Annotated in this window: 12 protein-coding genes; 6 read left to right on the top strand and 6 right to left on the bottom strand. The window is 75.3% G+C overall.

Annotated elements, in window-relative coordinates; genetic code table 11:
- Nucleotides 1-29 precede the first annotated feature (29 nt).
- On the bottom strand, nucleotides 30-446 hold the full coding sequence (locus FHX73_RS38645) for a TOBE domain-containing protein (RefSeq protein ID WP_211786464.1): 417 nt from the start codon (nucleotides 444-446) through the stop codon (nucleotides 30-32).
- A gap of 166 nt (nucleotides 447-612) precedes the next feature.
- Nucleotides 613-1809 (bottom strand): ROK family transcriptional regulator, encoded by a 1197-nt coding sequence (locus FHX73_RS38640; protein ID WP_145910693.1) that lies wholly within the window; start codon nucleotides 1807-1809, stop codon nucleotides 613-615.
- 121 nt (nucleotides 1810-1930) lie between these two features.
- Here FHX73_RS38640 and FHX73_RS38635 point away from each other — a divergent pair, with 121 nt between their 5' ends.
- Together FHX73_RS38635 and FHX73_RS38630 are read left to right on the top strand one after the other, a co-directional pair.
- The gene (locus FHX73_RS38635) at nucleotides 1931-3139 is read left to right on the top strand and encodes an MFS transporter (protein ID WP_145910692.1); all 1209 of its coding nucleotides are present in this window, start codon (nucleotides 1931-1933) and stop codon (nucleotides 3137-3139) included.
- A 12-nt stretch (nucleotides 3140-3151) separates the two neighbouring features.
- Nucleotides 3152-3814, top strand: a complete 663-nt coding sequence (locus FHX73_RS38630; protein ID WP_145910691.1) for a TVP38/TMEM64 family protein — start codon at nucleotides 3152-3154, stop codon at nucleotides 3812-3814.
- 7 nt (nucleotides 3815-3821) lie between these two features.
- Here the strand turns inward: FHX73_RS38630 and FHX73_RS38625 are convergent, their stop codons facing one another.
- Nucleotides 3822-4550 (bottom strand): SDR family NAD(P)-dependent oxidoreductase, encoded by a 729-nt coding sequence (locus tag FHX73_RS38625; RefSeq protein WP_246214148.1) that lies wholly within the window; start codon nucleotides 4548-4550, stop codon nucleotides 3822-3824.
- Nucleotides 4551-4638: 88 nt separating this feature from the next.
- Here FHX73_RS38625 and FHX73_RS38620 point away from each other — a divergent pair, with 88 nt between their 5' ends.
- The 4 genes from FHX73_RS38620 (at nucleotide 4639) to FHX73_RS38605 (ending at nucleotide 8078) form a co-directional block, all read left to right on the top strand.
- Nucleotides 4639-5160, top strand: coding sequence for a DinB family protein (locus tag FHX73_RS38620; protein WP_145910689.1), 522 nt, complete (start codon nucleotides 4639-4641; stop codon nucleotides 5158-5160).
- A gap of 260 nt (nucleotides 5161-5420) precedes the next feature.
- Nucleotides 5421-5816: a cell division protein SepF gene (locus tag FHX73_RS38615; protein ID WP_145910688.1), complete on the top strand. Its 396-nt coding sequence runs from the start codon at nucleotides 5421-5423 to the stop codon at nucleotides 5814-5816.
- Between the two features lie 114 nt (nucleotides 5817-5930).
- Complete coding sequence (locus FHX73_RS38610; protein WP_145910687.1) at nucleotides 5931-6479, top strand: TetR/AcrR family transcriptional regulator; 549 nt, start codon at nucleotides 5931-5933, stop codon at nucleotides 6477-6479.
- Between the two features lie 93 nt (nucleotides 6480-6572).
- Nucleotides 6573-8078: an MFS transporter gene (locus FHX73_RS38605; protein WP_145910833.1), complete on the top strand. Its 1506-nt coding sequence runs from the start codon at nucleotides 6573-6575 to the stop codon at nucleotides 8076-8078.
- Between the two features lie 16 nt (nucleotides 8079-8094).
- On the opposite strand, the gene FHX73_RS38600 is transcribed toward FHX73_RS38605, so the two are convergent.
- From FHX73_RS38600 to FHX73_RS38590, 3 genes are all read right to left on the bottom strand, one after another.
- Nucleotides 8095-10527 (bottom strand): SpoIIE family protein phosphatase, encoded by a 2433-nt coding sequence (locus FHX73_RS38600; protein ID WP_145910686.1) that lies wholly within the window; start codon nucleotides 10525-10527, stop codon nucleotides 8095-8097.
- 83 nt (nucleotides 10528-10610) lie between these two features.
- Nucleotides 10611-11312: a TetR/AcrR family transcriptional regulator gene (locus tag FHX73_RS38595; RefSeq protein WP_145910685.1), complete on the bottom strand. Its 702-nt coding sequence runs from the start codon at nucleotides 11310-11312 to the stop codon at nucleotides 10611-10613.
- A 73-nt stretch (nucleotides 11313-11385) separates the two neighbouring features.
- Complete coding sequence (locus tag FHX73_RS38590; protein WP_145910832.1) at nucleotides 11386-12963, bottom strand: AMP-binding protein; 1578 nt, start codon at nucleotides 12961-12963, stop codon at nucleotides 11386-11388.
- Nucleotides 12964-13041 lie beyond the last annotated feature (78 nt).

Raw genomic sequence — 13041 nt, 5'->3', positions numbered from 1 at the left:
GTGGATCAATCAGTGGATCAAGGCGCGGGTCAGCTGCGCTCGATCATCACATTGGTCGACTTGATGACGGCGGTCGCGGGTGCCCCGGGGACCAGCCCGAGCTCCTCCGCCGAGTCCCGGCTGATCAGCGAGACCACCCGGAACGGGCCCGCCTGGATCTCCACCTGGGCCGCCACGTCGCCGAGCACGACCTGGGTGACGATCCCCGGGAACCGGTTGCGCGCCGAGGAGCGGCCCTCCACGCCGTCGGCCGCGCCGGGCTTGGCCAGCTCGCGGGCGAACGCGGCCAGCGGCTCGCCCGGGATGATCCGGTGCCCGTGCTCGTCCCGCTCGGCGGACACCCGGCCCGCGTCGACCCAGCGCCGCATGGTGTCCGCGCTGACCCCGAGCATCGCGGCGGCCTCACCGATCCGGTAGTGGTTGACCGACCGACCCGGCTGGCTCATGGCGGCACTCCCTCGCCCTCTCGACGACCACCTCCGTGCGGTGATCCACGACGCACCCCATCCTGCCGCATCCGCCGCCCCTCGCCGTCCCGCTCCCACCCGGGGTCCTCGCGTCCCCGGCTCCGCGGGTCCGCGTCGCAGCGCCCGGCCGACCCTCCGTCAGCGGTCAGGCCCCGCCGAACAGGTCGCGCCGCACCGCGTCGGAGGCGATCAGCACGGCGCCGCCGAGGACCGCGCCGCCGCCCGCGGTGCCGGCCCGGACCTCGGTGCGCAGCGGGGTCAGCCCGGCGAGCCGCCGCTCGACCCGGCCGGCCAGGGCCGGCCCGCCGGCCCGGCCGATCTCGCCGCCGAGCACCACGCAACCCGGGTCGAGGATCACGCAGACCGCCGCCACGGCCACGGCCACCCGGCCGGCGAGCTCGTCCAGGAACGGCTCGCCGGCCTGGCCGGCCGCGAGGGCGGCGAGCACGGCGGCCTCGGCGGCGGGCGCGTCGTCGGCGCCGTCGCCGGGCACCGGCAGGCCGTGGTCGCGGGCCAGCGCGCAGACGGCGGCGCTGGCGGCCAGGCTGTGGAAGCCGCCGTCGCAGCTGTAGGCGCTGGGCAGTGCGGCGGTGCCGGGCACCGGCAGGAAGCCGATCTCGCCGGCCCCGCCGGAGGCGCCGCGCCGCAGCCGCCCGTCGAGCATCACCGCCGCGCCGGCGCCGTGGCCCAGCCAGAGCAGCACGAAGGTGTCCCGGTCGGTGGCCGCGCCGAGCCGGTGCTCGGCTATGCCGGCCAGGTTGACCTCGTTCTCCAGGATCACCTCGGCCGAGAGTGCGGCCCGCAGCTCGTCCACCAGGTCGCCGTGCCAGTGCGGCAGTTCGGCGGTGGCCCGCAGCCGCCCGCTGGCCGGGTCCACCAGGCCGGGCGCGCCGACCGCGACGGTGTGCAGGTCGGTGACGCCGACGCCGCGGGCCGTTTCCAGCAGGGTCCGCAGCACCTGTCCGACCATGTCGGCGGGCGGCGGGGCGAGCGGGTCGACGGGCAGGGCGGCGGTGGCCAGCGAGCGCCCGGTGAGGTCGGCGACGGTGAGCGTGACGCCGACCGTGCGGACGTCGATGCCGGCCAGGTGGGCGCGGTCGGCGCGCAGCCCGTAGACCCGGGCGTTGGGGCCGCGGCGCTGCTCGCCGCGCTCCCCCACGATGCCGACCAGGCCGCCGTGCTGCAGGCGTTCCAGCAGGTCGGAGACGGTGGGTCGGGACAGGCCGGTGAGCGTGCGCAGCTCGGTGGCGGTCAGCGGGCCGTGCGCGAGCAGCAGGTCGAGGGCCAGCCGGTCGTTGATCGCACGGGCGGTGCTCGGCGTGGCCGTGCGCGCGGTGGTCATGGCACGGCATCCTTCCAGACTCGTTCACCCGCTATCTATCAGGGTCCCTTCCTGATAATTTACCGGCTGCCGGATACGCCGGACACGGCTGCCGGACCGGACCTCACGGGAGGGAACCCTCATGCCGACCACCACCCCCGAACTACGCCCCCTGCTCCGGGCCAGGCGCGGCATCGCCGTGGTCTTCGCCGTGCACGGAGCGGTGGCGGGCACCTTCGCCAGCCGCATCCCCGCGATCCAGGGCCACCTGCACCTGAGTGCGGGTCAGCTCGGCCTGGCCCTGGTGATGCCGGCCATCGGCGCCTCGCTCGCGATGCCGCTGGCCGGGCGGATCGCCCACCGGCTGGGCAGCCGGGCCGCGCTGCGGCTGCTGCTCGCGCTCTGGTGCCTGGCGCTGGTCCTGCCCGGGCTGGCCCCGGGGCTGCCCTGGCTCTGCCTGGGGCTGGCCGTCTTCGGCGCCACGGCCGGGATGGCGGACGTCACCATGAACGCCGCCGGCGTGACGGTCGAGGGCGGGCTCGGCCGGGCGATCATGTCGGGGCTGCACGGGATGTGGAGTTTCGGCGGGCTGGTCGCCGCCGCCTGCGGAACGCTGGCGGCCCGTCAGCACCTCGCCCCGCGCGACCACCTGCTGCTCGCCTCGGCGCTGCTGCTGGTGCTCGGCCAGCTGGTCTGCGGCCGGGTGCCGGACGTCCGGGCGGAGCCGGAGGCCGAGGCACCGCCCCGGTTCTCGCTGCCGCCGCGCTCGGCCCTGCTGATCGGCCTGGTCGGCTTCTGCGCGGTCTTCGCCGAGGGCGCCGGGATGGACTGGTCGGGCGTCTACCTGCGCGACGTCACCGGCGCGGCGGCGGGCACCGCGGCGATGGCCTACACCGCGTTCGCTTGCACCATGACGGTCTCCCGGCTGGCCGGCGACGCGGTGGTGCGGCGGCTCGGACCGGTGCGCGCGGTGCGGGCGGGCGGCGCGGTGGCGGCGGCCGGCGGGCTGCTGGTGGTCGCGGCCACCGGCCCGGCGGTGGCGATCCCGGGCTTCGCGCTGATCGGGATCGGGATCGCGGTGGTGGTGCCGCTGGCCTTCGCCGCGGCCGGGCACGCCGGCCCCAACCCGAGCCAGGCGATCGCCGGCGTCGCCACCGTCACCTACACCTCGGGGCTGGTCGCGCCGGCCATCGTCGGCGGGATCGCCCAGGCCAGCTCGCTGCGGGTGTCGTTCGCGCTGGTCACGGTGCTGGCGGCGGCCCTGGTGGTGACGGCGGGCGCGCTGCGCCCGGCGGGCCTGGTCGCCCAGCGGGAGGTCCCGGCCAGGGCCGAGCAGCCGCACCGGGTGTGAGAGGCTCGGCGGGTGTCCACTCCCCCCGCCCCCGGCTCCCGCGCGCGCTGGATCCGGCTCGCCGCCCTGGTGCTGCTGCTCGCGCTGGCGGCCGGCTCGGCGGCGTTCTGGGACCCGCGCACGGTGATCGCCGCGGTGCCCGCCGGCTGGCGGGCACCGGCCTTCGCCGGGCTGTTCGCCCTGGGCACGCTGGCCTTCCTGCCCAAGCCCGCGCTGAGCGTGGCGGCCGGCCTGCTGTTCGGGGCCCGCTGGGGCGTGCCGGTGGCGGTCGCGGGCACCACGCTCGGCGCGGCGATCGCCTTCGGGCTCGGCCGCGGGCTCGGGCAGCAGGCGCTGCGCCCGCTGCTGCGCGGGCGGGCGCTGACCGCGCTGGACCGGCAGCTGACCGAGCGGGGCTTCCGCAGCGTGCTGCTGCTCCGGCTGGTGCCGGGGGTGCCGTTCCAGGTGGTGAACATCGGTGCGGCGCTGTGCGGGGTGCGACTCGGGCCGTACCTGGCCGGCACTGCCCTCGGGGTGCTGCCGGCCACCGCGGCGTACGCGGTCGCCGGGGCCTCGGCCGACCGGCCGGGCTCGCCCGCCTTCCTCGTCTCGACAGCGGCGGTGCTGCTGTTCGGCGCGGCCGGCCTGGCCGCCGCCTGGCGCGGTCGGCGCACCCAGGCGGCACCGGCGGCCTGACGATCCGTCAGAGCCCGCCCGCCACCCGCAGCACCGCGCCCGTGGTGTACGAGGCGTCCGGCGAGAGCAGCCAGGCAACCGCGGCGGCGATCTCCTCGGGGCGCCCCGCCCGGCGCAGCGGCACGCTCGGCGCGACCCGGGCGGCCCGGCCGGGCTCGCCGCCGAGGGCGTGGAACTCGGTGTCCGTGGTGCCGGGGGCGACGGCGTTGACCCGCACCCCGGCCGGGCCCAACTCCTTGGCCAGGCCGAGGGTGAGCGCGTCGACGGCGGCCTTGGTGGCCGCGTAGTGCACGTACTCCCCGGGGCTGCCGATGGTGGCGGCGGCCGAGGAGACGTTGACGATGGACCCGCCCGCGGTGAACTCCCGTGCCGCGCGCCGGGCGCAGAGCAGCACCCCGACCAGGTTGACGTCGACCACCCGGCGCAGGTCCTCGGTCCGCAGCTCGGCGAGGGTGCCCCGGGTGCTGGTGACGGCCGCGTTGTTGACCAGCCCGGTGGCGTGGCCGAGCCGCTCGGCGGCCTGGTCGAAGAACCGCTCGACGTCCGCCTCGACGGCGGTGTCCAGTTGCAGCGCGACGGCGAGCACGCCGGCCGCCCGGGCCTCGGCGGCCACCTGCTCGGCGGCCTCGGCGTCCCGCCGGTAGCCGATCGCCAGGTCGTGGCCGTCGGCGGCGAGTCGGCGGCACAGGGCGGCGCCGATGCCCCGGCTCCCGCCGGTGACCAGGGTGACGGGCACGGCGGCCTCCTCATGATCGACTGCCCGCCACGCTACCGTGCCGAAACCCGCTCGCCCGAACCGCCCCTGGTGGTCCAGGATGTCGGTCATGAACGCCCCGATCGACACCACCGAGCGCCAGGACCCGCCGTACACCGGTGGTGAGGCGGAGCTGCTCGCCTCCTTCCTCGACTACCACCGCAAGACGCTGACGCTCAAGTGCGCGGGCCTGACCGCCGAGCAGTTGCGGGAGCGTTCGGTCCAGCCGTCCGAGCTGACCCTGCTGGGCCTGCTCCGGCACCTGGCCGAGGTGGAGCAGTACTGGTACCAGGTGGTGCTGCTGGGCGAGGAGCGGCCGCCGCTCTACTTCACCGAGGCGGATCCGGACCGCGACATCCACGGGGTGGCCGACGCCGACCCGGTGGAGGCCCTCGCCGTCTGGCAGCGGCAGGTGGCGCTGGCTCAGCAGGCGGTCCAGGGGCTCCCGCTGGAGACGGTGGGGCGCGGGAAGCGCCGTGGCGAGGACGTGACGCTGCGTTGGATCCAGATCCACATGATCGAGGAGTACGCCCGCCACAACGGGCACGCGGACCTGCTGCGCGAGGCGGTCGACGGCGTCACCGGGGAGTGACGCGACGTCAACTCTCCTTGACGCCAGGGGCAATCGGGTGATCCCGGCGGCATCCCTGGAACCCTTCACCGACCTGCGGCGTCCGCTCAGTACGAGGACGGTGCGTGCCGCCGGCACGCGCCACCACCCCAACGGCGCGCCAGGGCGGGCACCGATGCGGTGATCAGTGCGATACTCGGACAGTTCCGACGAGTGGATGACGCGTCAGGTGGTCGCGCCGCAGACGGAACCGATCGGGGAACAGGACAGGGAGGCGCGGCATGGGAGCACTTCGCGACGAGGCCCACAACGGTTGGCTGATGCCGTCCGGGAGCTACCCGGCCGCGGTGTACGACGAGGACGACTGGGGTAACGCCGAGACCATTCCGGCCCTGCCGAACCCGCAGCGGATCGTCTCCGTGAAGCCCACCGGCTTCGAGTCGGCCCGGACCGTCGGCGAGCACGTGCGCGCCGGCACCCCGGTGGTGATGGACGTGACCGAGATGACCGACGCCGAGGCCAAGCGGATGGTCGACTTCGCCTCCGGGCTGATCTTCGGCACCCAGGGCGGGATCGAGCGGATCGCCCGCCGGGTCTTCCTGCTCACCCCGCCGGAGGTCGAGGTCATGGTGATCGACCGCCCGCTGGACGACAGCGGCTTCTACAACCAGAGCTGAACCACCTCCCTCCAGGGCGTCGGGCTGCATCCCGGCGCCCTTTCGCGTGCCCGCGCGCCGGACACCGAAGATTCATCTGAGACATCCATGTCTCAGATGAGCTATCCTCTTCTCATGGCGATCGATCCCGACTCCGTGCTCAAGAGCGCCGCCGACGTGCTCTCGCGCAACCCCACCGCGCACCTGGACGAGATCGCCCGGGCCGCCGGGATCAGCCGGGCCTCGCTGCACCGGATCTTCCCGGGCCGCGAGGCGCTGCTCCACGAGGTCGGGATGTTCGCGCTGCGCCGCTACCGCGACGCGCTGGACACCGCCGACCTCGAACACGGCGACACCGAGGAGACCGTGCGCCGCCTGGTCGAGCTGCTGGTCCCGGACGCCATGCTCTGCGCCTTCCTGGCCGGCGAGAACCAGCTCTACGACAACCCCGAGCTGTCCGAGCTCTGGGACCGCCTCGGCGACCGGATGCGGGCCTTCTTCCTGCGCGGCCAGCAGGAGGGCCGGTTCCGGATCGAGCTGTCGGCCGGCTGGCTGGCCGAGTCCTTCTTCGCCCTGGTGGCCGGGATCGGCTGGGCGGTGCAGGACGGCCGGCTGGCCCCGCGCGAGAGCGCCCAGGCCCTGACCGAGCTCTTCCTCGGCGGCGCCGCCCGCAAGACCGCCTGACCTGCCTGACCTGCCTGCCCCGTCCGACCCACCCGTCCCCCGATCCACTCCCTGCGTCCGGAACCTCCGGAGACTCCCGTGAGTACCCCCGTCCTGCCCACCCTCATATCCCCCGCCACCCCCACCGCCGACCGCCGCCGCTGGGCCGGCCTGGCCGTCCTGGTGCTGGCCGTGCTGCTGGTCGCGATCGACGCGACCGTGCTGGTGCTGGCCATCCCGTCGATCACCGAGACGATGGCGCCCAGCGCCACCCAGCTGCTCTGGATCGGCGACGTCTACTCCTTCGTGCTGGCCGGCCTGCTGGTCAGCATGGGCTCGCTGAGCGACCGGATCGGCCGCCGCCGCCTGCTGCTCGGCGGCACCGCCGCGTTCGGCGCCGCCTCGCTGCTGGCCGCCTACGCGGGCGGGCCGGGCACCCTGATCGCGGCCCGCGCCCTGCTCGGGCTGGCCGGCGCGACCATCATGCCGTCCACCCTGTCGCTGATCCGCGCCCTCTTCCCGGACGCCCGCGAGCGGGCCACCGCGATCGGCCTGTGGGGCGCGGCGGCCACCGCCGGCGCGGCCGGCGGGCCGCTGCTCGGCGGGCTGCTGCTGGAGCACTTCTGGTGGGGCTCGGTCTTCCTGCTCAACCTGCCGGTGATGGCGCTGCTGCTGGTGCTCGGCCGCTGGCTGCTGCCGGAGTCCCGGGACCCGTCGCCGGGCGGCTTCGACCTGCCCAGCGTGCTGCTCTCGATGGCCGGCCTGATCGGCGTGGTCTACGCGGTCAAGGAGGCCGCCGCCCACGGACCGGCCCACTGGCAGGTGCCGGTGGTCGGGCTGCTCGGCGCGTTCGCGCTCTGGCGGTTCGTCAGGCGCCAGCTGCGCCTCGACGCCCCGCTGCTGGACGTGCGGCTGTTCGCGGACGCCCGCTTCACGGCGGCGACGCTCGGCGCGCTGATCGCGATCTTCGGGATGGGCGGGGTGGTCTTCTTCACCTCGCAGTACCTCCAGCTGGTGCGCGGCTACTCGCCGCTGACGGCGGGTCTGGCGGAGCTGCCCGCCTTCCTCGGCTCGATGGCGGCCGCGATGCTGAGCGCCCAGCTGGCCCGGCGGGTCGGGGCCCGGGGCACGCTGGCCGGCGGCATGGCGCTGCTCGGCCTGGCGCTCGGGGTGCTCGGCTGGCTCCGGCAGGACACCCCGTACCTGGTGCTGGCCGTGGTCTTCGTGGCGGTCGGGGTGGCCGAGGGGCTGGTCTACACGCTCTCCTCCGCCCTGGTGCTCACCGCCGCTCCGGCCGAGAAGGCGGGCGCGGCCTCGGCCGTCTCGGAGACCGCCTACGAGCTGGGCACGGCACTGGGCATCGCGCTCTTCGGCTCGGTGGTCACCGCCGTCTACACCGGCTCGGTGCCGGTGCCGGCCGGGGTGGACCCGGCGGCGGGGCAGTCGCTGGGCGGGGCGCTGGAGGCGGCCAAGGGGCTGCCGTCGGCGCTCGGCGAGCCGCTGGTCCAGGCGGCCCGGGCGGCCTTCACCCACGGCATGGCGCTGGCCTCGCTGCTCGCCGGGGTGCTGGTGCTGGCCGGGGCGCTGCTGGCCTGGCGGCTGCTGAGGGAGCGTGAGTAGTCGGCCCGGCAGCTGATCAGCTGCCGATCGGCAGCTCCAGCTCGGCCCAGACCACCTTGCCCTGCTTGGTCGCCCGGCTGCCCCAGCGGTGCGCCAGCTCGTTGACCAGGTACATCCCGCGCCCGCCCTCGTCCTCCGAACCGGCCGGGCGCAGCCGGGGCTGCTGGCGCCCGGTGTCGGCCACCTCCAGGGTGAGCACCCGGTCCCGGTAGAGCCGCAGCCAGAGCGGGTCGCCGCCGTGCACCAGGGCGTTCGTGACCAGCTCGCTGACCAGCAGTTCGGCGAAGTCGGCGACCGGGCCGAGCCCCCAGCCGGCCAGCGTGGAGCGGGTGAACCGGCGGGCGGCGGAGGGGGTCGGGCCGTCGCCGGTGAGCGGCAGGGTGGCGATCCGGTCCCGGGGCACCGGCAGCACCCGGGCCATGATCATCGCCACGTCGTCCTCGGCGCCGCTGCGCACCAGGGTGGAGATCACCGCGTCGCAGTGCGCCTCCAGGGTGCGGCCGCGCTCGGCCAGGGTGCGGCGCAGCAGGCCGATGCCGTCGTCGATGTCGGCGCCGCGGCGCTCCACCAGGCCGTCGGTGTAGAGCGCCAGGATCCCGCCCTCGGGCAGGGTGAACTCGGTGTTCTCGAAGGCCGCGCCGCCGACCCCGAGCGGCACCCCGGGCGGGGTGGCGAGCATCCGGGCGTCGCCGTCCGGGCCCATCACCACCGGCGGCAGGTGGCCGGCGCTGGCCAGCGTGCAGCTGCGGTCCACCGGGTCGTAGACGGCGCAGACGCAGGTGGCGAACTGGCCCTCGCCGATCTGGTCGGCGGTCTCGTCGAGCCGGGCCAGCACCTGGGCGGGCGCCATGTCCAGGGTGGCCAGGGTGCGGGCGACGGTGCGCAGCTGACCCATCGTCGCGGCGGCCCGGATGCCGTGGCCCATCACGTCGCCGACCACCAGGGCGACCCGGCCGCAGGAGAGCGGCACCACGTCGAACCAGTCGCCGCCGACCTCGCTGACCACGCTGCTGGGCAGGTAGCGGTAGGCGATCTCCAGGCCGAGGGTGCGGTGGATCTCCTGCGGCAGCAGGCTGCGCTGCAGGGTCAGCGCGGTGTCCCGCTCGCGCCGGTAGAGCCGGGCGTTGTCGATGCAGACGGCGGTGCGGGCGACCAGCTCCTCGGCCAGCGCCACGTCGGCCTCGCCGAACGGCTCCGGGTTGGCGGTGCGGACGAACTCGGCGCCGCCCAGCACCATGCCCCGGGCCAGCAGCGGCACCAGCAGGTAGGAGTGCAGGCCGGCGGCCAACGCCGGCTCGACCCGCTCCTCGCGGGCCGCGATGACCCGCAGCTTCTCCTCCGTCACCTGGGGGACGTAGAGCGTGCGGCCGCTGCGCAGGCTCTGGGTGTAGACCCGCCCGGACTCGTAGGCGGTGGTCTCGCCGACCGCGTCGGCCGCCGTGGTCAGGGCGTTCTCGTAGGCCTCGCCGGCCGCCACCGCGCGCAGCAGCACGCCCTGGTCGGGGGCCAGCACACCGGGCTCCTCGCCCTGCAGGATCGGGTCGAGCAGGTCGACGGTGGCGAAGTCGGCGAACCGCGGGATGACGGCGGCGATCAGCTCCTCGGCGGTGCGCTGCATGTCCAGGGTGGTGCCGATCCGGGAGGTGGCCTCGGCCAGCAGCGAGAGCCGCTCCTGGGCCCGGGCCGCCCGGGCCTCGGCCTGGAACCGCTCGGTGACGTCGATCAGCGAGGAGCTGACGCCGAGCACCCGCCCGCTCGGGTCGGCGAGCCGGAAGTAGGAGGCGGACCAGGCCCGCTCGTGCTCCGGGTCGCCGGGGGTGCGGCCGTGCGAGCGGGCGTCCACCACCGGTTCGCCGGTGGCCAGCACGTAGCGCATCACCGCCTCGATCTCGGCGGAGTTCAGGCCGGGCAGCACCGCGTCGATCCGCCGGCCCAGGTGCTCGGGCACCGGCAGCCCGTTGATCCGGGCGAGCGCCTCGTTGAGCCGCACGAAGCGCAGTTCGGTGTCGTACACGGCCATGCCGATCGGCGACTGGCTGAAGAAGCCGTCGAGCATCGCCAGGTCCGACTCGACCTGGCGCACCGCGCGCGGGTCGGAGCCGGTGGCCAGCACCAGCGGCCGGCCGCCCGGGCCGGCGATACCGTAGGTGTGGAGTTCCAGCAGCACCTCGCTGCCGTCCTTGTGGCGCACCGGGAAGCGGCCGGTCCAGTCGCGGCCGGTGAGGATCTTCTCGTAGCGGGCCAGCACCTCGGGGCGGCGGTCCCCGGTGGTGAGCAGCGGGGCGGCGTACCGGCCGACGATCTCGGCGGCGGGCCAGCCGAGCAGCCGCTCCGCGTCCTCGCTCCAGTGCAGCACCACGCCGTCCGCGTCGAGCAGGGCGGTGGCGAGCGGGACCAGGCGATGGCCGTCCAGGGACGCGGCGTCGTGCTGCGGTGCTGGTCTGTCCATCGGCGGCAACCATCCGGCGGCTCGGCTGTGGGTCGGCTCGCCTTCCAGGTTGCCTGCTGATCGGCCGGGCGGCGACCGCTCGGTCAGTCTGACGGTCCGTCCGCTGACCCTCCGTCGGCCGATCGGGTGTCGGCCGCCCGGGCACCGGGGGCGGCGTCGAGGGCGGCGGAGTCGGGGGCGGCGGCGTCGAGGGCGGCCTGGAGCATCGCCGCCCACTGGCGGACCACGCCGGAGCGGCGGGCGCCGTCGTCGGTGAGCAGGTTGGCCAGGCCGAGGCCGCGGGCCAGGTCCAGGGTGGCCTGGACGGACTCGCGGACCCCGGCGGCGGCCTCGTCCAGGCCGAGGAACTCCAGCGCGGCCCGGTGCGACTCGCGGCCGACCCGGTTCTCCAGCGCGACGATCCGCTCGCGCAGCGGCTGCTCGGTGGCGGCGGCCACCCACAGGTGCAGCGCGGCGCGGAACAGCGGGCCGGTGTGCAGCCGCACGATCAGGTCGACCACCGCCTCGGTGCGGGCCGGCCCGGGCGGCGGCAGTTCGCCGGCGTCGGTGCGCACGGCGGCCAGCCGCTCGGCGGCCACGTGCTCGACGGCGGCGGTGAACAGGTCCTCCCGGGTCGGGAAGTGGTGCTGGGCGGCACCGCGGGTGACGCCGGCCCGTTCGGCCACCACGGTGACGGTGCTGCCGTTCCAGCCGAGTTCGGCCAGGCAGTCCACGGCGGCCTCCAGCAGCCGGCGGCGGGTGGCCCGGCTGCGGTCCTGCTGCGGGGTGCGGGCGGCGGTGGTCATCGCGGAGGATCCTTCGGGTGGTGCGGCTGCCGTGGTGCCGGGAGGAGCGGCCCGGGAGGAACCGTACCGTCCGCTACCGCGCGGTCCGCAGCTCGCGGCGCAGGATCTTGCCGGCGGCCGACTTCGGAACGGCCGCCAGGAAGGCGACCGCGCGGACCTTCTTGTACGGGGCGACCCGGGCGGCGACGTACTCGATCACCGCTTCCTCGGTGAGGGTGCTGCCCGGGGCGCGGACCACGAAGGCCTTGGGCCGCTCGGTGCCCTCGGCGTCGGTGACGCCGACCACGGCGGCGTCGGCGATCTCCGGGTGGCCGAGCAGCAGCGCCTCCAGTTCGGCGGGCGCCACCTGGTAGCCCTTGTACTTGATCAGTTCCTTGACCCGGTCGACGATGTGCAGGTAGCCGCGCTCGTCCTGGTACCCGACGTCGCCGGTGTGCAGCCAACCGTCGGCGTCGACCATCGCGTCGGTCTCGGCCGGGCGGCCGAGGTAACCCTTCATCACCTGCGGCCCGCGGATCAGCACCTCGCCGGTCTCGCCGGTGCCGAGGTCGGTGCCGGAGCCGTCGGCGGCCAGGATCCGCAGCTCGGTGGAGGCGAGCAGCTTGCCGACCGAGCCGGGGGACGGCTGCGGGTCGACCAGCAGGTCGGTGTGGCAGGCGGGCGACAGCTCGGTCATGCCGTAGCCCTGCTGGACGTGCGGGAGCTTGAGCCGGGCGGCGGCCGTGGCGGCCAGGTCGGCGTCGAGCGGGGCCGCCGCGCTGAGCACGTAGCGCAGCGAGGAGAGGTCGTAGCGGTCCACCAGCGGGTGCTTGGCGAGCGCGAGCACCACCGGCGGGGCGACCAGCAGGCCCTCGATGCGGTGCTCCTGGATGGCCGTCAGGAACTGCTCCAGGTCGAACTTGGGCAGCACCACGACCGTCCCGCCGGCCCGCAGCGGGCGGTGCAGCAGCATCACCAGTCCGTAGATGTGGAAGAACGGGAGCACGGCCAGCATCCGCTCGCCCTGGTAGGGCGGGCGCAGGGCGTCGACCTGGTTGAGGTTGGTGGCGATCGACTGGTGAGTGAGCATCACGCCCTTGGGCATCCCCGTGGTGCCGCTGGAGTAGGGCAGGGCGGCCAGGTCGGTGGCCGGGTCGATCCGCGGTTCGGGTATCGGGCCGGTGGAGGCGCGCAGGTCGCCCAGGGTGCGGTGGCCGCCAAGCTGCCCCGGGCCGAGGTCGGTCAGGAAGACCTCGGCCACCTCGGGGCCGCCGGGGGCGGTGGCGGCCAGCGCGACCGGCAGCAGCACCGGGGCGCTGATGATCCAGCGGGCCCCGCTGTCGCGCAGCTGGCCGGCCAGCTCCTCGGGGGTGGCCAGCGAGGAGACCGTGGTGACCACCGCGCCGGCCTGGCTGATCGCGTAGAGCGCGACCGGGTAGGCGATCGAGTTGGGGCTGTGCAGCGCGACCACGTCCCCCTGCACCACCCCCGCCTCGGCCAGGCCGGCCGCCACCTGCCGCACCGCCGCGGCGAGTTCGGCGTGCGTGATGGTCTCGCCCGTCAGGCCGTCGACCAGCGCGGGCTCGCTGCCGTACCGCTCGGCGCTGCCCAGCACCGCCTCGTGGAGCGGGAGCTCGACGATCGGTACGTCGGGGAACTCGCTGCGGAACACCATGGTGCCTCCTGGCTGATCAGTACGGTTGCCGAGTGTGCTACCCCCGCCACCTACCCGCACACACCCCCATGTCGG

The organism is Kitasatospora viridis (genome assembly GCF_007829815.1).
GTDB lineage: Bacteria > Actinomycetota > Actinomycetes > Streptomycetales > Streptomycetaceae > Kitasatospora > Kitasatospora viridis.
Note: the sequence above shows the minus strand (reverse complement) of the source record. Positions and strands in the feature narration are given on the sequence as shown.